The organism is Amycolatopsis sp. NPDC001319, assembly GCF_042896185.1.
GTDB lineage: Bacteria > Actinomycetota > Actinomycetes > Mycobacteriales > Pseudonocardiaceae > Amycolatopsis.
The window spans coordinates 852,576-879,211 of the sequence record NZ_JBIAWY010000005.1 but is presented as its reverse complement, the minus strand read 5'-3'; the positions used below and the strand labels follow the sequence as shown (position 1 = coordinate 879,211).

24 protein-coding genes and 2 rRNA genes are annotated in these 26,636 nt (G+C 70.3%); 19 read left to right on the top strand and 7 right to left on the bottom strand.

The window, feature by feature from the left end:
- A 23S ribosomal RNA gene (locus tag ACFY1H_RS23300) occupies positions 1 to 95 on the top strand; the annotation flags it as partial.
- 83 nt (positions 96 to 178) lie between these two features.
- A 5S ribosomal RNA gene (gene rrf, locus ACFY1H_RS23295) occupies positions 179 to 295 on the top strand.
- Between the two features lie 86 nt (positions 296 to 381).
- Here the strand turns inward: rrf and ACFY1H_RS23290 are convergent.
- On the bottom strand, positions 382 to 825 hold the full coding sequence (locus tag ACFY1H_RS23290) for an Lrp/AsnC family transcriptional regulator (RefSeq protein WP_386949424.1): 444 nt from the start codon (positions 823 to 825) through the stop codon (positions 382 to 384).
- 125 nt (positions 826 to 950) lie between these two features.
- Here ACFY1H_RS23290 and ACFY1H_RS23285 point away from each other — a divergent pair, with 125 nt between their 5' ends.
- The 6 genes from ACFY1H_RS23285 to ACFY1H_RS23260 all read left to right on the top strand — a co-directional run bounded on the left by ACFY1H_RS23285 (position 951) and on the right by ACFY1H_RS23260 (position 7,455).
- Positions 951 to 1,379, top strand: a complete 429-nt coding sequence (locus ACFY1H_RS23285) for a rhodanese-like domain-containing protein (protein WP_386949356.1) — start codon at positions 951 to 953, stop codon at positions 1,377 to 1,379.
- The gene (locus ACFY1H_RS23280) at positions 1,376 to 2,125 is read left to right on the top strand and encodes a type 1 glutamine amidotransferase (RefSeq protein WP_386949353.1); all 750 of its coding nucleotides are present in this window, start codon (positions 1,376 to 1,378) and stop codon (positions 2,123 to 2,125) included. Before ACFY1H_RS23285 ends, ACFY1H_RS23280 begins: the two co-directional genes overlap by 4 nt.
- Before the next feature lie 94 nt (positions 2,126 to 2,219).
- On the top strand, positions 2,220 to 3,350 hold the full coding sequence (locus ACFY1H_RS23275) for an anion permease (RefSeq protein WP_386949350.1): 1,131 nt from the start codon (positions 2,220 to 2,222) through the stop codon (positions 3,348 to 3,350).
- 55 nt (positions 3,351 to 3,405) lie between these two features.
- Entirely contained in the window at positions 3,406 to 6,381 is a 2,976-nt protein-coding gene (locus ACFY1H_RS23270) for a bifunctional [glutamine synthetase] adenylyltransferase/[glutamine synthetase]-adenylyl-L-tyrosine phosphorylase (RefSeq protein WP_386949347.1), read from the top strand.
- A 10-nt stretch (positions 6,382 to 6,391) separates the two neighbouring features.
- On the top strand, positions 6,392 to 6,820 hold the full coding sequence (locus ACFY1H_RS23265; protein WP_386949344.1) for an acyl-CoA thioesterase: 429 nt from the start codon (positions 6,392 to 6,394) through the stop codon (positions 6,818 to 6,820).
- Positions 6,820 to 7,455: a class I SAM-dependent methyltransferase gene (locus ACFY1H_RS23260; protein ID WP_386949341.1), complete on the top strand. Its 636-nt coding sequence runs from the start codon at positions 6,820 to 6,822 to the stop codon at positions 7,453 to 7,455. The genes ACFY1H_RS23265 and ACFY1H_RS23260 overlap by 1 nt, the downstream gene beginning before the upstream one ends.
- A 28-nt stretch (positions 7,456 to 7,483) precedes the next feature.
- Here the strand turns inward: ACFY1H_RS23260 and ACFY1H_RS23255 are convergent, their stop codons facing one another.
- Positions 7,484 to 8,050, bottom strand: coding sequence for a TetR/AcrR family transcriptional regulator (locus ACFY1H_RS23255; protein WP_366584565.1), 567 nt, complete (start codon positions 8,048 to 8,050; stop codon positions 7,484 to 7,486).
- A 199-nt stretch (positions 8,051 to 8,249) separates the two neighbouring features.
- Here ACFY1H_RS23255 and ACFY1H_RS23250 point away from each other — a divergent pair, with 199 nt between their 5' ends.
- From ACFY1H_RS23250 to ACFY1H_RS23240, 3 genes are read left to right on the top strand one after another with little or no spacing between them, the layout of a single operon-like run.
- Positions 8,250 to 8,702 carry a (2Fe-2S)-binding protein gene (locus tag ACFY1H_RS23250; protein WP_366584590.1) on the top strand — a complete coding sequence of 151 codons (453 nt, stop codon included), beginning with the start codon at positions 8,250 to 8,252 and terminating at the stop codon, positions 8,700 to 8,702.
- The gene (locus ACFY1H_RS23245) at positions 8,689 to 9,651 is read left to right on the top strand and encodes a xanthine dehydrogenase family protein subunit M (RefSeq protein WP_366584563.1); all 963 of its coding nucleotides are present in this window, start codon (positions 8,689 to 8,691) and stop codon (positions 9,649 to 9,651) included. Before ACFY1H_RS23250 ends, ACFY1H_RS23245 begins: the two co-directional genes overlap by 14 nt.
- Positions 9,648 to 11,816, top strand: a complete 2,169-nt coding sequence (locus ACFY1H_RS23240; RefSeq protein ID WP_386949336.1) for a xanthine dehydrogenase family protein molybdopterin-binding subunit — start codon at positions 9,648 to 9,650, stop codon at positions 11,814 to 11,816. Before ACFY1H_RS23245 ends, ACFY1H_RS23240 begins: the two co-directional genes overlap by 4 nt.
- Positions 11,817 to 12,164: 348 nt before the next feature.
- On the opposite strand, the gene glnA is transcribed toward ACFY1H_RS23240, so the two are convergent.
- Positions 12,165 to 13,589: a type I glutamate--ammonia ligase gene (gene glnA, locus ACFY1H_RS23235; RefSeq protein ID WP_364063156.1), complete on the bottom strand. Its 1,425-nt coding sequence runs from the start codon at positions 13,587 to 13,589 to the stop codon at positions 12,165 to 12,167.
- Between the two features lie 175 nt (positions 13,590 to 13,764).
- Between glnA and ACFY1H_RS23230 the strand changes: the two genes are divergently transcribed.
- A complete protein-coding gene (locus ACFY1H_RS23230; protein WP_386949333.1) occupies positions 13,765 to 14,250 on the top strand; it encodes an RDD family protein in 486 nt (161 codons plus the stop codon).
- Positions 14,251 to 14,347: 97 nt separating this feature from the next.
- On the opposite strand, the gene ACFY1H_RS23225 is transcribed toward ACFY1H_RS23230, so the two are convergent.
- The gene (locus ACFY1H_RS23225) at positions 14,348 to 15,076 is read right to left on the bottom strand and encodes a DUF4191 domain-containing protein (protein WP_366584556.1); all 729 of its coding nucleotides are present in this window, start codon (positions 15,074 to 15,076) and stop codon (positions 14,348 to 14,350) included.
- 64 nt (positions 15,077 to 15,140) lie between these two features.
- Here ACFY1H_RS23225 and ACFY1H_RS23220 point away from each other — a divergent pair, with 64 nt between their 5' ends.
- The 6 genes from ACFY1H_RS23220 to ACFY1H_RS23195 all read left to right on the top strand — a co-directional run bounded on the left by ACFY1H_RS23220 (position 15,141) and on the right by ACFY1H_RS23195 (position 20,585).
- The gene (locus ACFY1H_RS23220; protein ID WP_386949330.1) at positions 15,141 to 17,231 is read left to right on the top strand and encodes an ATP-dependent DNA helicase UvrD2; all 2,091 of its coding nucleotides are present in this window, start codon (positions 15,141 to 15,143) and stop codon (positions 17,229 to 17,231) included.
- Positions 17,232 to 17,441: 210 nt separating this feature from the next.
- Entirely contained in the window at positions 17,442 to 17,702 is a 261-nt protein-coding gene (locus ACFY1H_RS23215; protein WP_366584551.1) for a hypothetical protein, read from the top strand.
- Between the two features lie 153 nt (positions 17,703 to 17,855).
- On the top strand, positions 17,856 to 18,200 hold the full coding sequence (locus ACFY1H_RS23210) for a WhiB family transcriptional regulator (protein ID WP_255638685.1): 345 nt from the start codon (positions 17,856 to 17,858) through the stop codon (positions 18,198 to 18,200).
- Entirely contained in the window at positions 18,197 to 18,454 is a 258-nt protein-coding gene (locus ACFY1H_RS23205) for a hypothetical protein (RefSeq protein ID WP_366584549.1), read from the top strand. The genes ACFY1H_RS23210 and ACFY1H_RS23205 overlap by 4 nt, the downstream gene beginning before the upstream one ends.
- A gap of 839 nt (positions 18,455 to 19,293) precedes the next feature.
- Positions 19,294 to 20,406, top strand: coding sequence for a methyltransferase domain-containing protein (locus ACFY1H_RS23200; RefSeq protein ID WP_386949325.1), 1,113 nt, complete (start codon positions 19,294 to 19,296; stop codon positions 20,404 to 20,406).
- The gene (locus ACFY1H_RS23195) at positions 20,403 to 20,585 is read left to right on the top strand and encodes a hypothetical protein (RefSeq protein ID WP_386949322.1); all 183 of its coding nucleotides are present in this window, start codon (positions 20,403 to 20,405) and stop codon (positions 20,583 to 20,585) included. The genes ACFY1H_RS23200 and ACFY1H_RS23195 overlap by 4 nt, the downstream gene beginning before the upstream one ends.
- A gap of 1,142 nt (positions 20,586 to 21,727) precedes the next feature.
- Here ACFY1H_RS23195 and ACFY1H_RS23190 read toward each other — a convergent pair.
- The 3 genes from ACFY1H_RS23190 to ACFY1H_RS23180 all read right to left on the bottom strand — a co-directional run bounded on the left by ACFY1H_RS23190 (position 21,728) and on the right by ACFY1H_RS23180 (position 25,192).
- Positions 21,728 to 22,666 carry a hypothetical protein gene (locus ACFY1H_RS23190; protein ID WP_386949319.1) on the bottom strand — a complete coding sequence of 313 codons (939 nt, stop codon included), beginning with the start codon at positions 22,664 to 22,666 and terminating at the stop codon, positions 21,728 to 21,730.
- Positions 22,667 to 22,768: 102 nt separating this feature from the next.
- Complete coding sequence (locus ACFY1H_RS23185; protein WP_386949316.1) at positions 22,769 to 24,100, bottom strand: ABC1 kinase family protein; 1,332 nt, start codon at positions 24,098 to 24,100, stop codon at positions 22,769 to 22,771.
- Between the two features lie 54 nt (positions 24,101 to 24,154).
- Positions 24,155 to 25,192 (bottom strand): hypothetical protein, encoded by a 1,038-nt coding sequence (locus ACFY1H_RS23180; RefSeq protein WP_386949314.1) that lies wholly within the window; start codon positions 25,190 to 25,192, stop codon positions 24,155 to 24,157.
- A gap of 221 nt (positions 25,193 to 25,413) precedes the next feature.
- On the opposite strand from ACFY1H_RS23180, the gene ACFY1H_RS23175 reads away from it, so the two are divergent.
- A complete protein-coding gene (locus ACFY1H_RS23175) occupies positions 25,414 to 25,929 on the top strand; it encodes a M48 family metallopeptidase (protein WP_366584588.1) in 516 nt (171 codons plus the stop codon).
- Positions 25,930 to 26,636 lie beyond the last annotated feature (707 nt).

The window sequence follows — 26,636 nt, the reverse complement described above, 5'->3', positions numbered from 1 at the left end:
GCCCCCAAAAGACGATTGGGTTGATAGGCCAGAGATGGAAGCACAGTAATGTGTTGTTGAGTTGACTGGTACTAATAGGCCGAGGACTTGCCTACGAAGATGTTACGCATCCACTCTACGGTTCTGAAACACCACACCGGTGTCTATGACAGACGCGGTGTGTGTTGTTTCGTAGTGTTTCGGTGGTTATAGCGCCAGGGAAACGCCCGGTCCCATTCCGAACCCGGAAGCTAAGCCTGGTAGCGCCGATGGTACTGCAACCGAAGGGTTGTGGGAGAGTAGGACGCCGCCGAACTTACTTTACAGTCAGGCCCCGGTTGAGAACCCCAGTGGTTCTCCCGGGGCCTGACTGCATTTCCACACCATTTTCGACGGCCGCGTTCAGGTCGGGCGGGTGATCGGCCGGCTCGCGACGGGGGACGAGAAGACCAGCGAGGTGGTTGTCTCGCCGTGGCGCTGGGCGCGTTCCACGAAGGCCTCCAGTTCGGCCGTGGAACGGCAGCGCACACGCAACAGCCAGCACTCATCGCCGGTGATGTGGTCGGCGGAGGAGACTTCCGGTAGCGGCAGGATCGTCGAGCGGAACCGCGGGCCGTCGAGGCTGCGGACGCGCACGCGGACCATCGCCTCGATCGGCAGGCCCAGCTTCGAGGCGTCGATGCGGGCGGAATAGCCCGTGATCACCCCGCGCTGCTCGAGGCGGCGCACGCGTTCGGTCACGGCGGGGGCCGACAGCGACACGCGCCGGCCGAGTTCGGAGAACGTGAGGCGGCCGTCCGACTGCAGGAGCTCGATCAGCTGCCAGTCGACGGTGTCGAGGTCCACGAAATGGTTCACAGAACAAACTCCCGGCAGAGCGCGGTCCGAACGAGGAAATCCCAGGCTAACCAACCCGATCACCAGGAATCGGCTCTGTGGCGAACACCCCGCGCCCGGCGACGATTGACCGCATGAAACCCCGCATCCTCCAGTTCGACACCCCGACCCCCAACGAAGCCGTCGCGTACTTCGGCCGCGAACTCGGCTTCGAGGTTGACCCCGTCGACCTCGCCCAGGACCTGGAAGACGGCCGCACCGACGGGTACGTCCTCGCCGAGACCCGCGGGGCCGAGGCGTACGCGAGAGCGCGCATCCCCGGCGCCATCCACCTGCCCTACCGGGACATCACCGAGCACAGCACGCGCGACCTCGACAAGAACCTCGTCTACGTCTGCTACTGCGAAAGCATCCACTGCAACGCCGCCACCCAGGGCGCACTCCGCCTGTCCGCCCTCGGCTTCACCGCGAAGCGCCTCTCCGGCGGTATCACCACGTGGCAGAACGCCGGCTACCCCACCGAAAGCACTCCGGGCAGCCACCTCCGTACCCTGGGGGAGTGACACGTCTGCTGATCATCCAACCCGACGCCGGCGACCCCCTCGGCCCGCTCGGTGACTGGCTGACCGAGGCCGGCGCCGAGCTGGATGTCCGGATGCCACCCGAGAACGAGTTGCCCGCGGACCTCGACGGCTACGCGGGCGTCGTCTGCCTCGGCGGCGGCATGGGAGCGCTGGACGACGAACGCCACCCGTGGCTCGCCGACGTCCGCAAGCTCCTGAGCCAGGCCACCGGAAAGCAGCTCCCGACGCTCGGTATCTGCCTCGGCGCCCAGCTGCTCGCGGCGGCCACCGGCGGCCAGGTCGCGGTCGGGGAGGACGGGCCCGAGGTCGGCCCCGCGCTGGTTTCCAAGAAGGACGCCGCCTGGACCGACCCGCTGTTCGCCGACCTGCCGCTGATGCAGGACGTGATCCAGTTCCACAACGACGTGATCAAGCGCCTCCCGCCCGGCGCCGAGCTGCTCGCGTCCGCGCCGCGGTACCAGAACCAGGCCTTCCGCCTGCGCCGCTGCGTCTACGGCGTGCAGTTCCACATCGAGACGACGCCGGACCTCGTGCGCCGTTGGGCGGAGGACGAGCCCGAGATGGCGGAACTCACCCGTCCGGGCGCGCTGGCGCCGGAGAAGCTGATCTCTGTGCACGCGGACATCGCCGAGACCTGGCGGCCGTTCGCGCACCGCTTCGTCCGATTGGCCGCCGGAGAGCTCGACGCGGCGGCGGAGAGTCAACACACGTTGCCGCTGGCTTAACGGATGATGTCTGGATCACTAACGCAACGTTGACGATTCACTCGATCGGTCAGGTACCTTGCGAGAGATGCTCCCGTAGGTATGGAGGACCGGGGTGGATCCCTCGCTAGTGGTCGTCGTCGTCATCGGCACGGCCCTCGTCTTCGACTTCACCAACGGCTTCCACGACACGGCCAACGCGATGGCTACCTCCATCGCCACGGGCGCGCTCAAACCGCGGGTCGCGGTGGCCATCTCGGCAGTGCTGAACCTCGCCGGTGCGTTCCTGTCGGTGGAGGTCGCGAAGACGATCTCCAGCGGCCTCGTCGACGACACCAAGATCGGCCCGCCGATCGTCTTCGGCGGGCTGATCGGGGCGATCGTCTGGAACCTCGTCACCTGGTACGTGGGCCTGCCGTCGAGTTCGTCGCACGCGCTGTTCGGCGGCCTCATCGGCGCCACCTGGGTTTCGGCGGGCGCCGACTCGGTGCACTTCGGCAAGATCGTGGACAAGGTCCTCGTGCCGGCCGCCGCGTCGCCGGTCATCGCCGGCGTGGTCGCGGCCGCCTTCACGTACCTGGTCTACAAGCTCTTCGTCCGCAAACGCGGCGGTCGCGGCTTCCGCGTCGGGCAGATCGTGTCCGCATCGCTCGTCTCGCTCGCGCACGGCACCAACGACGCCCAGAAGACCATGGGCGTGATCACCCTGACGCTGGTCAGCGCCGGCAGCCTGCCCGCGGGCTCGGCGCCGCCGGTGTGGGTGATCATCAGCGCGGCGTCGGCGCTCGCACTCGGCACGTACCTCGGCGGCTGGCGCATCACGCACACGCTCGGCAAGGGCCTCACCGACATCGAAGGCCCGCAGGGCTTCGCCGCGCAGACGAGCAGCGCCGCCGTGATCCTGCTGTCGTCGCACTTCGGCTTCCCGCTCTCGACCACGCACGTGTGCTCCGGCGGAATCGTCGGCTCGGGCGTCGGCCGTCGTGAGGCGCCGGTGCGCTGGCGGATGGCCGGGCGCATGGTCGTGGCCTGGCTGTTCACGCTGCCCGCGGCCGCCCTCGTCGGTGCGGCCGCGGGGAAGCTCGCGTCGCTCGGCACGGCGGGGACGATCGGCGTCGGCGTGGTGGGCATCGCGATCGGCGTCGGCATCTACGTGCTCTCGCGCCGGCGGCCCGTCACGGCGCACAGCTTCCAGGTGCCGGAGCCCTCGGCCGCAGACACGGAACCCGACCGCCTCGCCGCCTGAAAGTGAACGCGTGCCTGCCTGCTCAGCCGACGCGGATCCCGCTACGGTGAAGGAGATGGCAGAGCGCGCGCGGACGGCCGCATCGGCGGCCCGGTACGGCTTCACCGACGACAAGGCCGACGCCCAGTTGCGCGCGGCGGGCTGGTGGGACGCCGCGGGACCGGTCGAGGGCACCGCCGACGTGCTCGCGGCCCTCTCGCGCGCGGCCGACCAGGACCTCGCGCTGCAGGGACTCGACCGCATCCGCGAAGCCGACGAAGGCGCGTGGCCCGAGCTGGACCGCGCCCTGCGCGACAACCGGACGTTCCGCGGCCGGCTGCTCGGGGTGCTCGGCACGTCCACGGCGCTCGGCGACTTCCTCGCCGCCAACCCCGGCGAGTGGCACTGCCTCGTCGACCACCGCTGCACCGTGCCCGAGCAGTTCGCCGACCGGTTGCTCGACGACCTGCGCCAGGACGACGGCACGTACGTGACCGGAATGGCCGCCGAGCAGGCGCTGCGGACGGCATACCGGCGGCTGCTGCTCGGCATCGCGGCCGTCGATCTCGGCCACCTCGTGGAGGAGGGCCTCGACCACCCGTCGTTCAAGGACATCACCCACCAGCTGACGCTCCTCGCCGAGGCCGCGCTGAAGGCCGGTCTCGCCGTGGCCGAGCAGGAGGTCGGGGCGAGCGCCGAGGGTGCGCTGGCCGTGATCGCGATGGGCAAGACCGGCGGGCGCGAGCTCAACTACGTGAGCGACGTCGATGTGATCTTCGTCGGCGCCGGCGACCTCGGCGTGGCGACGCGGCTGGCCAGCACGATGATGCGGGTGGTCGGCAAGGCGTGCTTCGAGGTCGACGCGGCGCTGCGGCCGGAGGGCAAGAGCGGCGCGCTCGTGCGCACGCTCGACGGGCACACGGCGTACTACCGGAAGTGGGCGAAGACCTGGGAGTTCCAGGCGCTGCTCAAAGCGCGCCCGGTCGCGGGCGACGCCGAGCTGGGCCAGGAGTACGCGGAGATGGTCGCACCCATGGTGTGGTCGGCCGCCGACCGCGAGAACTTCGTGACCGAGGTGCAGCAGATGCGCCGGCGCGTGGAGGACCACGTTTCCGCGGAGCACGCCGAGCGCGAGCTGAAGCTGGGCCGTGGCGGGCTGCGTGACGTCGAGTTCGCCGTGCAGCTGCTGCAGCTCGTCCACGGGCGTGTGGACCCCGAGCTGCGCTCACCGTCCACAATGGAGGCTCTGGCGGCACTGGGCGAGGGCGGGTACGTCGGACGCGCGGACTCGGCGGAGATGGGGACGTCGTACGAGTTCCTGCGCACCGTCGAGCACCGGCTGCAGCTGCGCCGGCTGCGGCGCACGCACCTGTTCCCGGAGTCGACCGACACCGACGAGCTGCGCATCCTCGCGCGCGCGTGCGGGATCCGCGCGGCGCGCGGCCGCAGCCAGGGCCAGGAGCTGCTCGCCGAGTTCCGCCGCCACGCGCAGGGCATCCGGCGGCTGCACGAGAAGGTCTTCTACCGCCCGCTGCTGCAGTCCGTCGCGAACGTGCCGACGGAGGCGTTGCGGCTCACGACAAAGCAGGCCGCAAGCCGGCTCTCGGCGCTGGGTTACGCGGCGCCGGAAGGCGCGCTGCAGCACATCAAGGCGCTGACTTCGGGCGTCTCCCGGCGCGCGGCGATCCAGCAGGCGCTACTGCCCGTGCTGCTCGATTTCCTCGCCGACACCCCGGATCCCGACGGCGGTCTGCTCTCGTACCGCAAGGTGTCCGAGGCGCTGGAGGACACGCCGTGGTACCTGCGCGTGCTGCGCGACGAGGGCACGGTGGTGGAGCGGCTGGCGTTCCTGCTGGGCACGTCGAAGCTCGTGCCCGACCTGCTCGTGCGCGCGCCGGAAGTGCTGCAGCTGCTGGGAGAACCGGCCCGGCTGACGGGCCGCAAGCCGGCCGAGGTGGCGACGTCACTGCGGGCGGCCGTCCGGCGTCAGCCCGGGCTGAACGCGGCGGTCGCGGCGGCGCGGTCGTTGCGGCGACACGAGCTGTTGCGTGTGGCGTGCGCGGATTTGCTGGGACTGCTGGACGTTCCGGCCGTGTGCGAGGCGCTGTCGAGCGTGTGGGTCGCCGTGCTGCAGGGGGCGCTGGCCGCCGCGTACCGGCAGCGGCAGGCGGAGCTGGGGCGCACGCCGGCGACCGTCGCCGTGATCGGCATGGGCCGGCTCGGCGGCGCGGAACTGGGTTACGGCTCGGACGCCGACGTGCTGTTCGTCTGCGAGCCGGCGGAAGGCGTGTCGGACTCCGAAGCGGCGAAGTTCGCTTCGTCGGTGGCCGAGACCGTGCGCAAGATGCTGGGCGCACCAAGTTCCGACCCGGCGCTGGAGGTCGACGCCGACCTCCGGCCGGAGGGACGCAGCGGGCCGCTGGTCCGGACGTTGGAGTCGTACCGCGCGTACTACCAGCGCTGGGGCGAGGTCTGGGAGGCGCAGGCGCTGCTGCGCGCGCGGTTCATCGCCGGCGACGAGGACCTGGGCGAGCGGTTCATCGCGATGATCGACCCCGTGCGTTATCCCGAGGGCGGCCTGGACGCGACGAAGGCCCGCGAGATCCGCCGCATCAAGGCACGCGTGGAAACCGAGCGCCTGCCCCGCGGAGCCGACCCGACCCGTCACACGAAGCTCGGCCGCGGCGGGCTGGCCGACGTCGAGTGGACCGTGCAGCTGCTGCAACTGCAGCACGCGCACGAGCAGCCGAGCCTGCGCACCGCGTCGACGCTCGACGCGTTGACGGCGCTCGCCGAAACGGGACTGGCTCCCGCGGAGTCGGTCGACTTCCTGCGCGAGGCGTGGCTGCTGGCCACCCGCGTGCGCAACGCCGGGATGCTCGTGCGCGGCAAGGCCGTCGACGAGGTGCCCAGCTCGGGCCGCGACCTGGCCGCCGTGGCGCGCGTGTTCGGCTACACCGTGGACGACGATCCGGGCGAGTTCCTCGACACCTATCGCCGGGTCACGCGCCGAGCCCACGCCGTGGTCGAGGAGCTGTTCTACGAGACTTAGAGTGGGGCGTGTGACCGACCGCGAACCGTTCCGCACCCGCATCAAGGTGCGCCACTACGAGCTCGACACGCTGGGCCACCTCAACCACGCCGTGTACCACTCCTACGGCGAGGTCTCGCGCACCGAACTCTTCGCCTCCGCCGGGGATTCGCTGCTGCACGAGGCGAATCTCGCGCCGGTCCTGCTGGAGTCCCACATCGTCTACCGCCGCGAACTCCGCGGCGGCGACACCGTCGACGTCACCTGCGACGCCCGCTTCGGCGACGGCAAGGTCTTCTGGATGACCTCCCGCATCCTCAAACTCGACGGCACCCTCTCGGCCGAGATCACCTGCACGGTCGGCCTGATGGACCTCGAGGCCCGTCGCCTCGTCGACGATCCCCGCGGCCGCTTCGAACGCGCCGGCCTGAACCTCAAGGTCCTCTCGACGGGGGAGTAGTGACTTCTTCCTGGCTGTCGGAGATCCGCGCCTCCTACGACACCGTTGCCCCCAGCTACGCGGCCCAACTGCGCGACACCCTCGCCGGCAAGCCGCATTTGCGCGCCTTGCTGGGCCTCTTCGCGGAGCTCGCCGACGGCCGTGTCGCCGACGTCGGCTGCGGCCCGGGCTGGGTCACCGCCCACCTGCGCTCGCTCGGCGTCGACGCCTTCGGCCTCGACCTCTCACCCGAGATGATCGCCTTCGCCTGCCGCACCCACACCGACGTCCCCTTCGCCGTCGGCTCGATGACCGACCTTCCCCTTCCGACCGATTCGCTGGGCGGCATCCTCGCCTTCTGGTCCCTCATCCACCTCCCCGACGCGGCCCTGCCCACCGTCCTGGCCCACTTCCACCGCACCCTCCGTCCCGGCGGCGTGGTTCTGGTGGGCTTTCACGTCGGCGACACGACTACGTGCAAGACCTCGGGCTACGGCGGCCACCCCATGCACGTCCACATCCACCGCCGCCGCCCGGCCACCATGTCGGCCTTCCTGCGCGCCGCCGGCTTCACCATCGAATCGGAGACCCTCTTCGACCCGGATGCACGGGTCCCGGGTGCTGTGGTGATCGCGCGGGCGGGTCAGTCCCAGTAGCTGAGGTGGCGGACGTCGAGCTCGGCCATCAGTCGGCACGCATGCCGCGCCACACGAAGTCGACCAGGCTTTCCGTGGCCGCCTTCCAGTCCTCGTCCGGCCTGAGCAGCAGCAGGCCCGCCATCGCGCGCATCACGGTGTCCACCGAGGTGTCCGGGCGGACGGTGCCGGCGGCGATGTTGGCCTTCAGCAGGGTGGCGAGGGCGTCGACCAGGGATTTGTACGCGTGCGCCGGCAGTTCGGCATTGCTCGAGGCCGCGCGCAGGGCCTTGGCCAGGCCGCGTTTGGTGATCAGGTAGTGGGCGAGGTGATCGCTCGCCCAGACACGGAACGCCTGCTCCGGCGAGCGCTCCTCCAGCAGTGCCGGCACGACTTCGACGAGCTGGCACACCTCCCGCTCGTACACGGCGAGGATGAGATCGGCCGCGGTGGGGAAGTGGCGGTACACGGTGCCGACGCCGACTTCGGCCTGCTTCGCGATGGCGTTGAACGAGACCTCACCCGAGCACGCGAGCGCCTGGGCCGCGACGGCGAGGATGCGCTCGTGGTTGCGCCGGGTGTCGGCGCGCCGCGGGCTGACCGATCCCGTCGACATCGTTCCTCCCGTTCCCGGCGGCGTCTTCCCTGATCACGACTCTAGTGCAGCCCTGGAGCGACTCCAGCGCAACTTCCATTGCGAAGCGGATAGTAATCCGATAGCCTCGGAAACACGAGTCGTAGCGGATCACTATCCGCTAGTTTACGCCGGCCGGGTGGCCGGCATCTCCCACCACATCTGCGGGAAAGAGATCCGAGTGGACATCTCCCTCGAAATCAACGGACGGGTCGAACAGCTCGCCGTCGAACCCGGCGTGACGCTGCTCGACGCGTTGCGTGAACGCCTGGGCGTGACCGGTCCCAAGAAGGGCTGCGACCGCGGCCAGTGCGGCGCCTGCACCGTGCACGTCGACGGCAAACCCGTGCTCTCGTGCCTCACCCTCGCGGCCACCGTGCGCAAGCCGGTCACCACGGTCGAAGGTCTGTCCACTGAGGACGGATTGCATCCCGTGCAACAGGCGTTCGTGGACCAGGACGCGTTGCAGTGCGGCTTCTGCACTTCCGGGCAGGTGATGTCGGCCGTCGCCGCCGTGCGCGACGACGTCACGGACGTCCGCGAGTTCATGTCCGGCAACCTCTGCCGCTGTTCGGCCTACCCGAACATCGTGGCGGCGGTCGAGCAGGCGAGGCGGGCCGATGCGACCGTTTGAGCTGACCGCGCCCACCACCGTCGAAGACGCGCTCGACGCGTCCGGAACCTTCCTCGCCGGCGGCACCACGCTCATCGACCTGATGAAGCTCGACGTGCTCACCCCGCAGCGGGTGCTGGACATCAACGACCTCCCGCTGCGCGGCATCGACACCACCGACGGCCTGCGTTTCGGGGCCCTGGAACGGATGGGTGACATCGCCGCGCACCCCGGCGTGTACCCGGCGATCTCGCGCGCGCTGCTGCTGAGCGCTTCGCAGCAGCTGCGGAACATGGCCAGCATCGGCGGCAACCTCATGCAGTGCACGCGGTGCTCGTATTTCCGCGACGTCAACGCGCCCTGCAACCGGCGCGACCCGGGCAGCGGCTGCTCCGCGCTGGCGGGCGTCAACCGCATGCACGCGATCCTCGGCACCAGCGACGCCTGCGTTGCCACGCACGCCAGCGACGTCGCGGTTGCGCTCGTGGCGCTGGACGCCGAGGTGGAACTCGCCGGCAAGACCGGCAAGCGCACGGTGAAACTCACCGATTTCTACCGTACGCCAGGCGAAACGCCGGACGTCGAGCACGACCTGCGCCCCGGCGAGCTGATCACCGAGGTGCGCGTGCCGCGGCTCGACTGGGCCGAAAACTCCACCTACGTCAAGGTTCGCGACCGCCAGTCGTACGAGTTCGCGCTGGCTTCGGCCGCCGTGGCGCTGGACGTGCGGGACGGCGTGATCGCCGACGCGCGGGTGGCCGTCGGCGGGGTGGCGACCGTGCCGTGGCGGCTCACGGCCGTCGAGGAAGCGTTGCGGGGCAAGGCTGTCACGCAGGAGTCGTTCGAGCAGGCGGCTTCGCTGGCCGCGGAAGGCGCGCGGCCGCTGGCGTTCAACTCGTTCAAGGTGTCCCTGGTGAAGCGCACGGTCGTGCGCGCGCTGCTGGAGCTGACCGAAGGGAGCCGTCGATGAACGACAGGCTCGATGCGCCGCTGAAGGTCACCGGGCGCGCGAAGTACGCGATGGACCACAACTTCCCGGGCATGGCCTACGGCTACGTCGTGGTCAGCACCGTGGCCCACGGCCAAGTCGAGAGCATGGACGTCAGTGCGGCGAAGGAGGCGCCGGGTGTTGTCGGCGTCTACACGCCGTTCGATCGGCTGGACCTGCGCACGCCGCCCGTGTCGCCGATCATGGGCGAGACCTGGGTGCCGCTGCGCAACACCGACGTCGACTACTACGGGCAGCCGATCGGGTTCGTCGTCGCGGAGTCGTTCGAGCAGGCGCGCGACGCGGCGATGCTGGTGCGCGTCACCTATGACGAGAAGCCGGCGCTGGTGTCGTTCGACGAGGGCCTCGCGTCGGCCGAGGACGCGCCGGAATCGCGCGGGAACCCGCCGCAGATCGAGGTGCTGGCCGACGACGTCGAGTCCATTGAGGACGTTTTCGCGGCGGCGCCGTTCGTGGTGGACCACGCTTATCGCACGGCCACGCAGAACCACGCGGCGATGGAGCCACACTCGGCCGTCGCCGTGTGGGACGGTGAACTCACGGTCTACACCGGCAACCAAGGCAGCAACCTCATCGCCATGGAGCTCGCCGGCGCGCTCGACCTTGACGTGTCGGCCGTGCACGTGATCAACCCCTACGTCGGCGGCGCGTTCGGCGGCAAGGGGCGCACGTCCACGCCTGCGTTCCTCGCGGCCGCGGCGGCGAGGGAGCTGGGCCGGCCGGTGAAGGCGGCGCTGACGCGCGAGCAGGTCTTCACGGCGACGGCCACGCGCGCCGAGACGCTGCAGAAGGTCACCATCGGCGCCGACGCCGACGGCACGATCCTCGGCCTGCGCCACGACTCGTGGTCGAGCACGGCGATGGACCGCTCGTTCGTCGAGCCGACGTCGCACGGCACCTCGCGCGAGTGGTACGCGACGAAGAACCTGTCCATCAGCCAGAAGATGGTGCCGCTCAACATCCCGCTCACCACGTTCATGCGCGCGCCGGGCGAGGCGCCGGGCTCGTTCGCGCTGGAGAGCGCGATGGACGAGCTCGCCGTGGCGCTCGACATGGATCCGATCGAGCTGCGCGTGCGCAACAGCTCGCTCGCCCCGCCCGGCAAGGACCTGCAGTGGTCGAGCAAGCACCTCGACGAGTGCTTCTCCGTCGGCGCGCGCGAGTTCGGCTGGACTCCGCGGCCGAAGGGGCGTGTCGACGGCGACTGGCTCGTCGGCGTCGGCATGGCGACCGCGATGTTCCCCGCCCTGCGTTTCCCCGCGACGGTCGGCATCACCCTCCACGCGGACGGCACCGCCGAGGTCGCCACCAGCGGCGCCGACCCGGGGACGGGCCTGCTGAACGTCATGTCGTCGGTCGGTGCGGAGTCGCTGGACCTCGCGCCGTCCCGGATCACGCCTCGCCTGGGCGACTCGAAGCTGCCCCCGGGCGGCATGTCCGGCGGCTCCACGGCGACCGCCAGCGTCGGCACCGCGATCATGCTCGCGGCGAACGAGGTCCTCGACGCGCTGCTGGCCCTGGCCTCCGCACCGGGCGCCCCCTTCGTGGGCCAGGAGGTGACCTACGCCGACGGTCACATCCACGGCGACACCGACACCATGCCCTTCGGCGCGCTGCTGCGTGCGATCGGCCGGGATTCCTTGTCCGCCAACGGCTCTTCAGCCCCGGGCGAGGAACTGACCAAGCACTCGTTCAGCTCCTTCGGCGCCCAGTTCTGCGAGGTCCGCGTCCACCGCCTCACCGGCGAAGCCCGCGTCTCGAGGTTGCTGGGCGTCTTCGACGGCGGCCGAATCATCAACGACAAACTCGCCCGCAGCCAAATCAAGGGCGGCATGATCTGGGGCGTCTCCGCCGCGTTGCACGAGGCCCTCGAACTGGACGGCGCCGGCCGCTTCGCCAACGCCGACTTCGCCGGCTACCTCCTGCCGGTCAACGCCGACATCCCCGACATCGACGTCCACTTCGTCCAGTACCCCGACACCTTCCACAACGCCGTCGGCGCCCGCGGCATCGGCGAAATCGCCACCGTCGGCGTCGCCGCCGCCATCGCCAACGCCATCCACAACGCGACCGGCGTGCGCGTCCGCCACATCCCGATCACGGTGGAGGACCTGCTGGTGGACTGAGCCTTTTCTGGCGGGGGTGTGAAAATCGGGTCGGCGGCCGAGGTATTTCCTCGACCGCCGTCCTGTTTTGCCGAGCGCTGACAGCGGCCTGGACGGTTGCGCCGACGCAACAGCGTGACGCGCTCTCGAAAGACAGGCTCACCAGCCGGACGTTCGCCACTCATTCGCTCTGCCCCGCGACCGGCTGCGGACGTTGCGGCCGACATTGATGGCGACGCCCAGCCTGGCGCCGACAAGCCCTGCTCGCCTGGCGGATCTGCCGACCGCACAAAAATCGGGACGGCGGCCGAGGTATTCCCTCGACCGCCGTCCCGCGTCTTACCCGGCCGTCAGGTCACGGCCGGCCGATCACACGTCGTAGTAGAGCGCGAACTCGTACGGGTGCGGGCGCAGCCGCAGCGGGTCGATTTCGTTTTCGCGCTTGTAGGAGATCCAGGTGTCGATCACGTCGGGCGTGAAGACTCCGCCCTCGAGGAGGAAGTCGTGGTCGGCTTCCAGGGTGTCGAGGACCGTGCCGAGGTCGCCGGGGACGAGCTTGACGTTCTTGGCTTCCTCGGGCGGGAGCTCGTAGAGGTCCTTGTCGATGGGCTCCGGCGGCTCGATCTTGTTCTTGATGCCGTCGAGGCCGGCCATCATCATCGCGGAGAAGGCCAGGTACGGGTTGCCCGACGAGTCCGGGCAGCGGAACTCGGCGCGCTTGGCCTTCGGGTTGTTGCCCGTGATGGGGATGCGGACGCACGCGGAGCGGTTGCGCTGCGAGTACACCAGCGACACCGGCGCCTCGAAGCCCGGCACGAGGCGGTGGTACGAGTTCACCGTCGGGTTCGTGAAGGCCAGCAGGCTCGGCGCGTGCTTGAGCAGGCCGCCGATGTAGTGGCGCGCCGTGTCGGACAGGCCCGCGTAGCCGGACTCGTCGTGGAACAGCGGCTGGCCGTCCTTCCACAGCGACTGGTGGCAGTGCATGCCCGAGCCGTTGTCGCCGGCGAGCGGCTTCGGCATGAACGTCGCGGTCTTGCCGGCGGCGAACACGGTGTTCTTCACGATGTACTTGAACAGCTGCAGGTCGTCCGCGGCGTGCAGCAGCGTGTTGAACTTGTAGTTGATCTCCGTCTGGCCGGCGGTGCCCACCTCGTGGTGCGCGCGCTCGATCTCGAAGCCGGAGCCCTGCAGCTGGCGGACGATGTCGTCGCGCAGGTCGGCGAAGTGGTCGACCGGCGGGACGGGGAAGTAGCCGCCCTTGAACTTCGTCTTGTAGCCCTGGTTGCCACCGACCTCGTCGGCGCCGGTGTTCCACCAGCCCTCGACCGAGTCGATCTCGTGGAACGACGCGTGCTCGGCCGAGTCGAAGCGCACGGAGTCGAAGATGTAGAACTCCGCCTCCGGGCCGAAGTACACGTTGTCGGCCACGCCGTACTCGGCGATGTACTGCTCGGCCTTGCGCGCGATGTTGCGCGGGTCGCGGCTGTAGGCCTCACGCGTGAACGGGTCGTGCACGAAGAAGTTCAGCGAGAGCGTCTTCGCCTTGCGGAACGGGTCGATGCGCGCGGTCTCGGGGTCCGGCAGCAGCAGCATGTCGGACTCGTGGATCGACTGGAAGCCGCGCACCGACGAGCCGTCAAAGGCCAGGCCCTCTTCGTAGGCTTCGAGGTCGAAGGCCTTCGCGGGCACCGTGAAGTGCTGCATCACGCCCGGCAGGTCGCAGAACCTGACGTCGATGGACTCCACCTTCTCGTCGGCGATCAGGCGCTGGATGTCGTCTGGAGTAGTGGGCACCCTCGGTGACTCCTTCTTCGATCGAGCTCGCTCGGCAGTACTCTCTTCGGCTCACGCTAAGAGTGCGGTGTTGCCCGACCGTCACCCGTATGTTTCACACACGTTAACGGGTGGCGTGACACGCGCCATCCGACCAGGGCGGATGTGGTGTGCGCCACCGGCATACCCTGGACGGGTGGCGAGATGGACGGGCGAATGGCTCCCCGGGACCGGCAGCGGACCGGGCTCGGAAAACCGAACCGCGCCGAAGTGGCCCGGTGAAGCGTTCGGGCTGCCCGAATCGGGCGTCGGCTCCGTCGCCGGCTTCGGTCCGCGCCTGCTGGCGCTGGTCATCGACCTGGTGCTCGCGGGCCTGATCACCACGCTGTTCGTGCGCTACGACCTGCAGGACGTCGCCGCGATGCAGACGTTCAACTGGTGGGCCGGCGTCGTCTGGGCCGTCATCACGACCGTGCCGGCGATGTTCTTCGGCTTCACGCCGGGGATGGGCGCCGTGGGCGTCCGCGTGGCGCGGCTCGACGGCGCCACGATGGTCGGCCCCTGGCGCGCGGTGGTGCGGATGGTGCTGACGGTCGTGATCCTGCCGGCCCTCGTCCGCAACACCGACGGCCGCAGCTGGCTCGACCGGGTGACCGGCACCGTCGTGATCCGGATGCGCTGACCCCAGACCCACGAAACACAGACCCGCGAAACGCGGTCCCACGGAAAAGGCCTCCCACTCGGCGACGAGTCGGGAGGCCTTTTCCGTGAACCGTGGGTCAGCGACGGCGGATCGTCCGCTGCACGTTGCGCATCTTCGCGCCGGCGGGCATCGGGCCCTTCGGCATGGCCGCGCCGCGGTTGCCGAGCGCCGCGAGCTTGGCCTCGAGCGCGTCGACCTGCGGCGGTTTGAGGTTGCGCGGCAGCTTCATCAGCGTGCTCTGCAGCTTCTTGAGCGGGATCTCGTTCTCGGCGTTGCCGATGGTGTAGTCGTAGATCGGGGTGTCGCCGATCAGACGCGACACGCGCTTCTTCTCCTGCGAGAGCAGCGCCTTCACGCGGTGCGGCGCGCCCTCGGCCACGAGGATCACGCCGGGCGCGCCGAGCACGCGGTGCACGGCGTCGAGCTGTGTGGTCGCGGCGACGGTCGGCGTCACGCGCCAGCTGCCGCGCATGTTCTCCAGCGCCCACGCGCCGGCGCCGGGCTGGCCGTCGGCCTTCGAGTACACGGTCTTCTGCACGCGGCGCCCGAAGATGATCACCGCGAGCAGCACGCCCAGCACGATGCCCAGCGGCAACAGCGTCCACTGCAGGTCGAAGATGAACCCGATCCCGAACAGGACGCCGGCGACGACCACGATCGAACCGACCATCCAAGGAATCAGCATCGGGTCTTCGCGGCGCTGCATCTTGAACGCCTCGAAGAGCTGCCCGCGCTTCGCCTTGCTCGCCGCGCGCTTCTCCTGCTTGGCCAGCTTGGCCGCTTCCTTGTCCTGCTTTCCCGCCATCTGACCAGGATACGGCCGCGTGCCCTGCCACGAATCCCTCGGCCCCCTCTGCGAGGATCGAGGGGTGGCAAGCGCATCGTCTCCGAAGAGTCGCCAGGGCCTGCTCGACGGGCTGGACCCCGAGCAACGAGCCGCCGCCTCCGCGCCGCGCGGGCCCGTCTGCGTTCTCGCCGGCGCCGGCACGGGCAAGACGCGCACGATCACGCACCGCATCGCGCACCTGGTCGGCGCAGGTCACGTCTCCGCCGGGCAAGTACTCGCCGTCACCTTCACCACGCGCGCGGCGGGCGAGATGCGCACGCGGCTGCGTGGTCTCGGCGTCGACGCCGCGCAGGCGCTCACCTTCCACGCCGCCGCGCGCCGGCAGCTGCGGTACTTCTGGCCGCGCGTGGTGGGCGACCGGCCGTGGGACCTCGTCGACAACAAGTTCCGCCTCGTGGCGCAGGCCGCGCAGCGCGCACGGCTGAGCACGGAGACGGAGGTGCTTCGCGACCTCGCGAGCGAGATCGAGTGGAGCAAGGCCTCGCTCGTGTCGCCCGACGACTACCCTGCCGTCGCCGCGCGCACGCAGCGCGACACCCCGGCCCCGGTGGCGCAGGTCGCGCAGGTCTACCGGCTGTACGAGGAGATCAAGAACTCCGCGCAGGTCCTCGACTTCGACGACCTGCTCCTCCACACCACCGCCGTGCTCGAAGAACACGAAGCCGTCGCCGTCGAGTTCCGCGACCGCTACCGCTGTTTCGTGGTCGACGAGTACCAGGACGTCACGCCGTTGCAGCAGCGCCTGCTCGACGCGTGGCTCGGCGGCCGCGACGACCTCACCGTCGTCGGCGACGCCAACCAGACCATCTACTCCTTCGGCGGCGCCTCGCCGCGGCCGCTCCTGGAGTTCACGCGGCGCTTCCCCGAGGCGACCGTCGTGCGGCTCGAACGCGACTACCGGTCGACGCCCGAGGTCGTCGGGCTGGCGAACCGGGTGATCGGCGCGGCGCGCGGGCGTCCGGCGGGGTCGCGGCTGAAGCTCGTCGGCCAGCGGCCGCCGGGGCCAGAGCCGCGCTTCGCCGAGTACGAGGACGAGTCGGCCGAGGCGGCGGCGGTCGCGCGGCGCGTGCGCGAGCTGCTCGACGGGGGAGTGTCGGCCAGTGAGATCGCGGTGCTGTTCCGCGTGAACGCGCAGTCGGAGGCGTACGAGCAGGCGCTGTCCGAGGCCGGCATCCCGTACCTCGTGCGCGGTGGCGAGCGGTTCTTCGCGCGCACCGAGGTGCGGCAGGCGATGTCGGCGCTTCGGGTGGCGTCGGCCGATCCGACCTCGCTCGACCTGGTGAGGGCGGTGCGGTCGGTGCTCGCGCGCGTCGGCCTCACCGAGCAGCCGCCGGCCGGTGGCGCGGCGAAGGAGCGGTGGGACGCGCTGCTCGCGCTGGTGGAGCTGGCCGAGGAGCTTGCGGCGAGCGTCGCCGACGCCGACCTGCCGCGGTTCGTCGCGGAGCTGGAGCAGCGCGCGGCGGCGCAGCACCCGCCGACGGTCGAGGGCGTCACGCTCGCGTCGCTGCACGCGGCAAAGGGCCTGGAGTGGGACGCGGTGTTCCTCGTCGGCCTGTCCGAGGGCACCATGCCGATCCTCCATGCGGGCGACGACGAGGCCGCGATCGAGGAGGAACGGCGGCTGTTCTACGTCGGTGTCACCCGCGCGCGGGAACACCTGTCACTCTCGTGGTCGCTGTCGCGCACGCCGGGTGGCCGTCGCAACCGTCGCCGCAGCCGGTTCCTCTACGGCCTGATCCCGGAGGACCACCCGGCCGCCCGGGTCGCGCGGTCGCAGCAGGCGTCGGCGCCGGGCTCGAAGGTGGCACGCTGCCGGTTGTGCGGCGGGCCGCTGCTGCAGACGATCGAGGTGAAGCTGGGGCGGTGCTCGAAGTGCCCGTCCACAGTGGATGAAGGACTGCTGGAGAAGCTGAAGACGTGGCGCGGCGAGCGTTCCCGGGAGCTGAAGGTGCCGGCGTTCGTGGTGTTCACCGATGCGACACTGATGGCCATCGCCGAACAGCGACCGACCGACGACGGAGCGCTCGTGTCGATCTCCGGCATCGGTGCGACGAAGCTCGAACGCTTCGGCGCGGAGGTGCTCGACGTGGTTCGCTCCTCGATGCGGTCTTGACCGCGTCCGCACCCTGATCGGTGCGGCGAACCCGCTGCTCGGAGGCGATCTTCGTAGCTTCGGAGAGTTTTCGGGAAAATAAGTTGCCCCGGTGTGCGAGGGGCAATAATCTGCTCGTACCCGGGTGGGAAGCCCCCGGTCTGGGGATCCATATGACGCGCGCCGCCTCGGGTGGCGAACGTCCGGACAGCGGAAGGTGGTGCCGGTGAAATGATCAGCAACATGATGCTCACGAACCCTGGCACCGGTCTGTCCGGCTGCGGTCTCATCCCCGCTTCGCGCCAGGGTACCGGTGTGTCCACGAGCGCCCACTTCGGCGGAGTCCGTCGGAATGACGAGCGTACGTGGACCGCGGTTGAGGTCACCCTGGCCAACGCCGCCCTCGTTGGCGCGTACCCGCAGGTTGACGTCGATCTGCCGACCATCAAGCAGTTCCGTGTTCCGTTGTCGATACGGGAGCGAAGTTCCTGACCTAGTCAGGACACGAGGCTCACGAAGGCCGCGGAACCGGTAACCGGATCCGCGGCCTTCGTGTTTTTTTGGCTGCACAACCCCACGAGGAACAAGTTGTCCAGTTCGATCGACAGTCCCAAAACCACCGAAACGACAAGAAGGAGCACGGAAATGTCGTCCGCCATCGCCTTCGCCGAGGGGTTCGACCTCGGTATCGGCGACCTGCTCGACGGGGTCGCCGCCCCTGAGCTCGACCTGCCCTGCCGTTCCCGCGACGCCGACCTGTGGTTCGCCGAGTCTCCCGCCGAGCTCGAGCGCGCCAAGGCCCTGTGCGCCGACTGCCCCGTCCGCGAGGCCTGCCTCGCGGGTGCCCTCGCGCGGCGCGAGCCGTGGGGCGTCTGGGGTGGCGAGATCTTCGAGCGCGGTGCCGTCATCGCGCGCAAGCGGCCCCGTGGCCGCCCGCGCAAGAACGCCGCCCTTGAGCCCGCCGCCGCAGCCCGGAGCGCCGCCGCATGACCGTCGAACTCATCACCATCCGCGACTACGAAGCGCGCACCCGCGAACCCGACCGCGCGCACCCGTTGCCGAAACAGCTCGATACCCAGGAGACCAGCGAAATGTTGCTTCACGAAGAACTGTCCCGGGCCCGAATACGGGACCTGCAGCAAGAAACTCAAGCGCTCCGCCCCTGGCGCCGCGCCCGAGCCGCCCGCCGGTGGTCCCGCGTGGCCCGCTGGGCGGCGGAACGCTCCAAGCGATTCGAGGACTGAGTTGTCTTTGGGGACTTTGAGGTTCTGAAGGTCTTGTGGTCTGAGGCTTGACGTCGTTGAGGTTGGTTGGCCTTTGCGACGTTCAGTCTCAGGCTGCTGATCTCCTTGGGATCTCTGCGAAGTCTCTGAGGACTCGGGGCTCGACGTCGTTGAGGCTGGGACCTCGATGCCCTCGGTGTTGGGCTCGATGTCACGAAGGTGTCAGGCCACTGCGGCGTTGAGTCGGAGGCTCCCCGGTGTTGGGGCTCGATGTCGTTGAGGCTGTTAGGCCTCTGTGGTGTTGAGTCTCGGGTGCTTGAGGCTCCTAAGCGCTGGAGCTCGATGGCATTAAGGCCGTCGAGCCTCCGCGGCGCAGAGTCTCGGGTCGATGTCTCCCAGGCCTTGGGGCTCGATTTCATTGAGGCTGTTTAGCCTCCGTGGCGCAGAGTCTCCGGCCACTGAAGTCCTTGGTATCTCTCCGGAGTCTCTGAGGTTCTAGGGCTTTCGAAATCCTCGATTTGTTGTCCGCGTGGAGGGCCGGTCACCCGTGTGGTGACCGGCCCTCGGGTCGTTTCGGGTTCGCCGACGTCGGCGATGCCGTCGCTGCGGCGGTCTCGACGTACATCGTGGCTGTCGCTGCGGTTGTGTCGTCGTGGCGGATCCCAGCCGGATCTGGCCCCGGCAGCGACGTTTGCCGCTTCGGCCGCTCGATCTGTGCGGTGTTTGGCGCAACCGGCCGGTGGCCGGCTACTGGCGCCTCGCCTGATCACCGCGGTGCTGCCGGACCCGCGCGGGCTTTGCCGGCGGGCGACCGGTTAGTCGACTCGGTTCCGGTGGGGCTTGGGGTGTTGAATGAGGTCGTGTCCGCTCACACGCATGACCACATCGACTGGGCCGACCGGCTGACTCAGCTCCGCACGGCCGACACCCTCGACGCCGACGCCCTCTCGGCCATCGCCCGGCGGCTGGTCGCCGCCCTGCCCCCGACGCCCACGATCGTCGACCTCGGCTGCGGCGCGGGCGGCATGAGCACCCACTTCGCCCGCGCCTTGACCACCCATGCCGGCGGCACCCTCATCCTCGTCGACGCGACGCCCGAGCTGCTCGCCGAAGCCGAGAAGTCGGTCCGGGCAGCCGTCAACACCGCCTCGAACTCTGCTGGCGTGGGCGATGCGCAGGCCGCACCCGGCGGCGTTGGGGGCGCCGGTTCGACCGGCAGCCTGCCGGCGTCGGAGGACCGCGGCGACGGTGGTTCGACCACTGCGGCCCCGGGCTCGGCCGATGGTCAGGCCACGCCCGGCGACCTTGCGGGCACCAGTTCGCCCGGAGGGCGGCCGGCCGCGAGCGATCGTGCGGAGGGCGGCCAGACGAGTGCGCCGACCGGTGCCGTCGAGGTGCGGGCGGTGCGGGGCGACCTCGCGGACGCCGGGCTGCCGGGGGAGTTGCCGGCGGCGGATTTGGTGTGGGCGTCGCGCGTGGTGCATCACTTGCCGGACCAGCAGGGAGCCGTGGGGACCGTCGCGGCGGTCGCGAAGGCGGGCGGGCTGGTCGCGCTGGCGGAGGGTGGGCTCGATTTCCGTTGCCTGCCTTGGGACTTGGGCGTCGGCAGGCCCGGACTCGAGGACCGGCTGCTGGCCGCGCAGGCCGAGTGGTTCATCGGCATGCGCGAGGGCATCGAGGGTGCCGTCGCGATGCCCTACGGCTGGTCCGTCGCGCTGGAGCGCGCCGGGCTCACCGAAGTCGACTCCTTCGGCGCGCTCGTGCACCACCCCGCTCCGGGCCCCGCGATGCTCGCGGACTACGTCGTCCACCGCGTCGCCCGCATCCTCGAGTTCGGCGGCGAGCACCTCACCCCGGACGACCGCGAAACCCTCACCTCTCTCCTCGACCCCAACAGCCCCCACCACCTCGCCACCCGCCACGACCTCTACCTCACCGGCGCGAAGACCGTCCACTGTGGACGTCGCCCGTGACCGCCTCGGATCCCACGTGCTCCCGTTGCGGCCGCGCCCGCTCCGCGGAGCCCGACCCGCTCGCCGCCCTGTCCTGGGTCTCCACCAAGGACAACGGCCGCTCCCAATGGCTCTGCGCGACCTGCGCCCGCGACCACGTCCGCGACATCGAAGCCAAACTCCCCGACGAGTACTGGTGACCCCTCAGGCGACTCTCACCTTCCCTTCGCTGGTTGACAGGGCGACCGCCAACCGGATCGGTCGCTCGCTCCCTGCGCCCTCGCCTGGACTTTCCCGACGGGCTCGCCGCCGCGCACCCGAGGCACTCGACCTGCCACAGGCCGATCACGTCGGCTAGCAACCCAACGAGTCCGCAGCGCTCCGATCCGGCTGGGCACCGCGGGCGGTGCTGGGCCGACAGCTTCTCCGCCGCGAGCGCAGGCCCTTTGACCCGCGCTCACGGCGGCCCACGCGACCGTCCGGTGCAGTTGCGCCGCGTCTCCGACTCGCATCGCAGGTGGAGGCGGGTTGGCAGGTTCGCTGCCGTGATCGCGGGCCGTTCGGCCCGCTGATCGGCTGCCGATCCGCACTGCTGTCTGGTGCGGTTGCACCGGTCACTCCGACTCGCATCGTGGGTGGAGGCGGGCTGGCAGGTTCGCTGCTGCGATCACGGGCCGTTGGGCCCGTGATCGCCTGCCGATCCGCATTGCTGCCTGGTGCGGTTGCGCCGCGACTGCAGCTCGCATCATGGGTGGGGCGGGTTGGCTAGCTCGCCTTCGTGAGCACGTGCCGTACGGCCGACGGTCGCCTACTGGCCTCACTGCTGTTTGGTGCGGTTGCACCGCCACTGCAGCTCGCATCGCGGGTGGAGGCGGGCTTGCTAGCTCGCCTTCGTGAGCATGTGTGCCGTACAGCCCACGATCGCCTACCGGCCCCCACTGCTGTTTGGTGCGATTACACCGCCACTCCAGCTCGCATCGCGGGCGGAGGCGCCCCGGCAGGTTCGCCTTCGTGAGCACGTGTCGTGCGACCCGTGATCGCCGCCGGCCCCAACCAGAGTCGGGTGCGGGCGGGGCGCTGCCCAACCCACATCGCGGATGGAACGGCTCAGTGCTTTCGCCGTCACGGTCTGCGCTCGCCAGCCCGTCTGGAGGCGTCCGGCGCCGCCGTTTCCCTGGACTTTCCAGGACGGCCGGCGGGCCGCGGTGGGCGGGCGGTGTTCGGGCGGCCCGCCCGGCGTTGCCGAGAGGCTCGGCACGGCCCTCGCTCCGTGTGAACCTCAGGCAATGACCGGACGGGCCAACCAGTCGACCAGCAGCCCGGCCGGGTGCTCACCCCGGCGTCATGCGGCGGTGTCCCGGCGGTGGAGCGCGCGGACCTTCGGGCGGGGTGTGCGGGCGGCCTGGGTGTAGGCGCGGACCAGTTCGTCCGTGACGTCGGCCGGGATGTCGTTGAGTTGGCGGGGTGTGCAGCGCACGAGGACGGTGCCGGTGGCGGTGAGCGCCAAGTGGCTGAAGTCGGTGGGGCCGGCGGCGGTGCGGTAGCGCCAGGCGAGGCCGACCTGGTCCCACCAGGCGTCGGCGATGCCGAGGCGGCGGCCGCGCAGGTCGCAGACCGTGACGTTCCACTGGGGGGACGGCAGGGGAGCGTCGCGGAGGAGGCGGAGGGCCTGGCCGTGGGTGAAGGTTTCGCGGTCGTCCATCGCGCGCAGTACGGCGCGGACCGCCGATGAGCCGCGTTGATTGCCGGCGTCGAGTTCGGCCAGGAGTTCGGCGCGGTCGCACAGGCCCCAGAACAGCGGGAGCGTCGTCAGGCGTTCGACGGCCTTCGGGTTGACCGCTCGGCGCGCCAGGTCCAGGGCGGCGCGCGGGCCGCCGGCGTAGGGGAGACCGTCGATGATCACGGGTTCGGGCATGCGGGCGGTGCGGTAGGTCAGCACGCCGGGTTCGGAGGCCGGGCGACGGTAGTGCGGCAGGAGCAGGTGGATCTCGTCCGTGAGCGGGTGGGCGACGCCGTGGGCGCGCAGCGCGTCGGTGCCCGTGATGATGGCGTCGGGGCCGTAGCGCGCGATGGTGGCGTGCAGCAGCTGTAATCGGGACGGCGGTTTGTCCTGGATCACGAACACGCCGGGGTACACGCGGCGCCACGGCCCGCCCGGCCGCGCCATCCTGGCGGCTCTTCGGTTCGAGATTCCGGCGCTGCGCAGTTTCTTGAGGTCGATCACGCCGACCGACGTGGAGTCACGGTGAGCCACGTCCCGGATGCTTGCGGTAGTCGTCATGATTCGAGGATGACCGCTCGGCCATCCGAGTGGAACCGGCTTCCCGGATCTGTGGATAACTCCGCGAATCAGGTCTGTGGCACCGCCGGGCCTGTGGACAACTCAGCGAGCGAAACCGGGCTGCCACCGCTCCACGATGCCGCGCGCCGGGACCACCGCGTCGAGCTGGCAGAGAATGCCCGTGGACCCCGCGGTGACGCGGTGGATCATCAGGTACTCCGGCGGCAGGTTCAGCGACCGGCCGACGCGGAAGTCGCTGCCGCGGGTGTCGCCGACGCGCCCGGCCTGGCGTTGCATCCAGCGGCGCGTGAAGTGGAACGTCGGCGTGGCCAGCGGTTCCGTGAACGGCGCGAGGTACGCGAGCACCTCGTCGGCGGCCAGGTCGGAGTCGGTGCGGACGAAGCCGTTCTCGCGCAGGAGCCGCATGAGGTCGTCGGACTCGCCGTCGAGGGCCAGGCGCGTCATCTCGCCCAGGTGGCGCGGGATGCCGTTGGGCAGCTTCGCGACGCCGCCGAAGTCGAGCACGCACAGGCGGCCGTCGTCGGTGACCATGAAGTTGCCGGGGTGAGGGTCGGAGTGCAGCAGGTGCGCTCGCGCCGGCGACGAGTAGTGGAACTCCATCAGCAGCCGGCCCGCGAGGTCGCGCGTCTCCTGGTCGCCGCCGGCGATGACCTTGGACAACGGCGTGCCCGTGACCCACTCGGTCACCACGACCTTCGGCGCGCTCGCCACCACGCGCGGGATGAGGAACGCGGGATCGCCCTCGAACGCCTTCACGAACGCGCGCTGGTTGTCGGCCTCGTTGAGGTAGTCGAGCTCCTCGTCCATGCGGTCGGCGAGCTCCGCCATCAACGGCTTCACGTCCGTGCCGGGCACGAACGCCTGGAACAGCCGGCTGAAGCGCTGCAACTGGCGCAGGTCGCTGCGCAGCGCCTCGTCGGCCCCCGGGTACTGGACCTTCACGGCGACCTCGCGCCCGTCGTGCCAGGTGGCGCGGTGGACCTGGCCGATACTGGCCGACGCCGCCGGGACGTCGTCGAAGTGCTTGAACCGCCCCTCCCACGAACGGCCGAGCTGCTGCGCCAGGACCCGCCGCGTCTGTTGCGCCGACATCGGCGGCGCGGCGGACTGCAGCTTGGTCAGCGCTTCGCGGTACGGCTTGGCCATGTCGTCGGGTACCGCGGCCTCGAAGACGCTCAGGGCCTGGCCGAACTTCATCGCGCCGCCCTTGAGCGTCCCCAGCACCTCGAACAGCTGCTCCGCGGCCTTCGCCGACAGCGTCGCGCTCACCTGTTCCGCGCTCTGGCCCGCGAGGCGCTTGCCCCATCCGCCGACGGCCCGGCCGGCTATCCCGAGGGGAATGCTGGCGAGTTTCGCGGTGCGCGCCGCACCTCGGCGCGGCATTGCGGATTCGCGGTCTGCGGAGTCGGTCACCCTCCGATTCTGCCTTGGTGACCTTGGTGGCCGCAGCCTGCCAGGGGGTGTGGGCTACGTCTCCGGTGGCGCTTCGGGCGCTCCGCAATCGCAGTCCGGGTGCGGTTCCCAGTAGCGGTGGCGCAGGTGGCCTTCGAACGGATCGAGCTCCAGGGTGCTGTTCCACGTCGGCGGTGGCTCGGCGCTCGGCGACAGCACGCGCAGCGCCTGCGCGACGGCCAGCGACGCGCACGCCTGGACGGACGCGAGATCGGGCCGCTGGTCGACGTCGACGAGCTGGGTCGCGACGCGGGGCCACGAGTCGTCGAGGTCGGTCTTGCTCAGGTCGCAGCAGCGCAGACATGTGCTTCGGCCCGGCACGACGAGCGGGCCGACGAGGATCGTGCCGTCGCGGACGCGGGCCGGCAGGTGGGTGACGCCGTCTTCGACCAGCTCCGCCACCAGCTCCGGGGCGGGCACGACGGCGTCCGTGAGCACCACGACGTCGGGCGAGCGCTGCAGATTGCGGGCGGTGCTCACCTCGGGCGCGACGCGGGCCAGCACGTTCTGGGTGGCTTTGCGGCGTGAAAGACCCAGCTCGGCGGCGGTGAAGCCCGAACCGAGGTCGGCCTCGGTGACGACGCCGCCGGCGCGGACGTCGACGTGCCCGACCCCGGCGTTGGCCAGCAGCACGGCGACGGCCACGGCGATCCTGCCGTCGCCCCGGACGGCCACCAGGCTCTGGCGTCTTCGCTCGGTGAGCGCGGTCTGGTGGTGCCGGGCGCGCAGGGACCAGAAGCCGGTCTCGACGCGCTTGGAGGCGGGGCTGGGTGCTTCGGTGACCAGGCCCAGCGCGGTGAGCTGTTTGAGCAGAAGCCGCAGCTGGTCGCGGTGTTCGCTCTCGGCGAGCACCGCGTCGAGGCGGCGGCTGCCGTCGAGCCGGCGCACGAGCGCGACGACGCTCGGCGCCAGCCCGGTGGCCACCACGCCGTGGCGCGGGTCGAGGCCGATCTGGACTTCGTCGTTGCCGCGTTCGAGCACGTGGAGGCCCTTGAGCAGCGTCGGGTAGGCGGGGAGGAGGACGTTCGGCGGCGGAACTGTGGACAGGCTCATGATGATCAGCTTGACACCTCGGCGGCGGCCGATCGGCGCTCAGAGGTGAGTTATCCACAGGCAAGGCGAGTTGTGGACAACTCGGGGCTGTGACCTTTCGACGCTCCCAAGTTGTCGGTCGGTGGCCTTACCGTTGTCGGGTGGTCGAAGCACGGATGCCCTCACTGCGGGGCCGGGGCGGAACGAACCCCCCGTCGGACACTCCTGAACACAAGGTCGAGGTGCGGCGCAGCGCGCGCCGGCACCGGACGGTCACCGCGTACTGGAAAGACGACACCCTCGTGGTGCTCATCCCGGCACGGATGACCCGCGCGGAAGAAAGGCACTGGGTCGCGGAGATGGAGCGCAAGCTGCAGCGCACCGAACCGCGCAAACCCGCGTCGCCGAAGTCCTCCGACGACGCGCTGCTGGCACGCTGCGCCGTGCTGGCGGCGAAGTACGTCGATCCACGGGCGATACCCGCGAGCGTGCGCTGGGTGCCGCCCATGCGCACCCGCTGGGCCTCCTGCACGCCCGTCGACGCGACCATCCGCGTCAGCGACCGCCTGCGGCGCGTGCCGCAGTGGGTCCTGGACTACGTGCTGGTCCACGAGCTCGCCCACCTGCGCGAACCCGGGCACGACGCGGCGTTCTGGACGCTGGTCAACCGGTACCCGAAGACGGAACGCGCGATCGGGTACCTGGAGGGCCTGTCGGCGGCGGCTGGGTGGGGGATTTCGGAGGAGGAGGACGACTGAGCTGGTCGCGTGTGAGGGGTTGAAGGCGGTTTTGCTCGAGGCCAAGGAGCCGTGGCCCGCGCATTCGCGCAGGTGGTAAGTCCGCGGCTTGGGGACAGGTCGGCGCGATTGCCGCGGACTGGGCCAGTCCTGTTCGCGGGGCGGAGACTGCGGCTCGCGCGTGAGGTGAAGGGGCCGCGAGGTCGCGCACGGCACGACTTGGCCGGCTTGCAGGAGGGGAAGCTGGGAGGCCGCCGGCTGGGAGGCAGGTCGGCGCGATTGCGGCAGGCTGAGCCAGTCCTGTTCGTGGGCGGAGACTGCGGCTCGCGCGTGAGGTGAAGGGGTCGCGAGGTCGCGCACGGCACGACTTGGCCGGCTCGCCGGAGGGGAAGCTGGGAGGCCGCCGGCTTGGGGACAGGTCGGCGCGATTGCCGTGGACTGGGCCAGTCCTGTTCGCGGGGCGGAGACTGCGGCTCGCGCGTGAGGTGAAGGGGTCGCGAGGTCGCGCACGGCACGACTTGGCCGGCTCGCGGGAGTGGGGCCTGGCCGCCCACCGGCTCGCGGCGGCTTCAACCAGCGGTCGTCTCGGTGCTGGACTGCCGGTGTGCCAGTGCCGAGCTTGGCGAGTTGGAACCGGTTCGTGGCGGCCTGGCTGTCCCTGGGGGATGAGCGATTCCAGGCCGAACAGCCGGTGCTCAACGTCGGTGGCTGCCTTGGCTTGAAAGGTC

Excerpts from the sequence above, each read along its gene's own strand:
- ACFY1H_RS23285 (WP_386949356.1), top strand. The coding sequence starts at position 951 with ATGAAACCCCGCATCCTCCAGTTCGACACCCCGACCCCCAACGAAGCC.
- ACFY1H_RS23270 (WP_386949347.1), top strand. The coding sequence starts at position 3,406 with ATGGCAGAGCGCGCGCGGACGGCCGCATCGGCGGCCCGGTACGGCTTC.
- ACFY1H_RS23255 (WP_366584565.1), bottom strand. The coding sequence starts at position 8,050 with ATGTCGACGGGATCGGTCAGCCCGCGGCGCGCCGACACCCGGCGCAAC.
- ACFY1H_RS23245 (WP_366584563.1), top strand. The coding sequence starts at position 8,689 with ATGCGACCGTTTGAGCTGACCGCGCCCACCACCGTCGAAGACGCGCTC.
- ACFY1H_RS23240 (WP_386949336.1), top strand. The coding sequence starts at position 9,648 with ATGAACGACAGGCTCGATGCGCCGCTGAAGGTCACCGGGCGCGCGAAG.
- ACFY1H_RS23225 (WP_366584556.1), bottom strand. The coding sequence starts at position 15,076 with ATGGCGGGAAAGCAGGACAAGGAAGCGGCCAAGCTGGCCAAGCAGGAG.
- ACFY1H_RS23215 (WP_366584551.1), top strand. The coding sequence starts at position 17,442 with ATGATCAGCAACATGATGCTCACGAACCCTGGCACCGGTCTGTCCGGC.
- ACFY1H_RS23210 (WP_255638685.1), top strand. The coding sequence starts at position 17,856 with ATGTCGTCCGCCATCGCCTTCGCCGAGGGGTTCGACCTCGGTATCGGC.
- ACFY1H_RS23205 (WP_366584549.1), top strand. The coding sequence starts at position 18,197 with ATGACCGTCGAACTCATCACCATCCGCGACTACGAAGCGCGCACCCGC.
- ACFY1H_RS23190 (WP_386949319.1), bottom strand. The coding sequence starts at position 22,666 with ATGACGACTACCGCAAGCATCCGGGACGTGGCTCACCGTGACTCCACG.
- ACFY1H_RS23180 (WP_386949314.1), bottom strand. The coding sequence starts at position 25,192 with ATGAGCCTGTCCACAGTTCCGCCGCCGAACGTCCTCCTCCCCGCCTAC.